1 protein-coding gene is annotated in these 213 nt (G+C 67.1%); it reads right to left on the bottom strand.

Annotated elements, in window-relative coordinates; translation table 11 throughout:
• The coding region (locus RRF55_RS29165) for a hypothetical protein (protein ID WP_439419474.1) at positions 1–213 on the bottom strand (213 nt) is incomplete at both ends.

The following is a 213-nucleotide window of genomic DNA, read 5'->3' as shown; positions in this document are numbered from 1 at the left end:
CGGCTGACGATCAGCTGCGCGGCATTGTGCAGGCTGTGGATGGCCGGCAGCGGCCTGGCGATCAGCTGGTATTCCTCGTCTCTAAGCAGGGCTTCGCCGACCAGGTATTCCCGCTCGCCGATGCGCAGCAGGAGCTGGAAGTGTGGCGGCAGCGCATCCACGGCCATCCCCAGCGCCTCGGCAACCTGATCGCGCCTGGCCTGAGCCTGCATC

Origin of the sequence: Klebsiella sp. K47 (assembly GCF_051858335.1) — a bacterium.
In the GTDB taxonomy this organism is placed as follows: domain Bacteria; phylum Pseudomonadota; class Gammaproteobacteria; order Enterobacterales; family Enterobacteriaceae; genus Klebsiella; species Klebsiella pneumoniae.
This window is presented reverse-complemented; position numbering and strand designations above follow the sequence as displayed.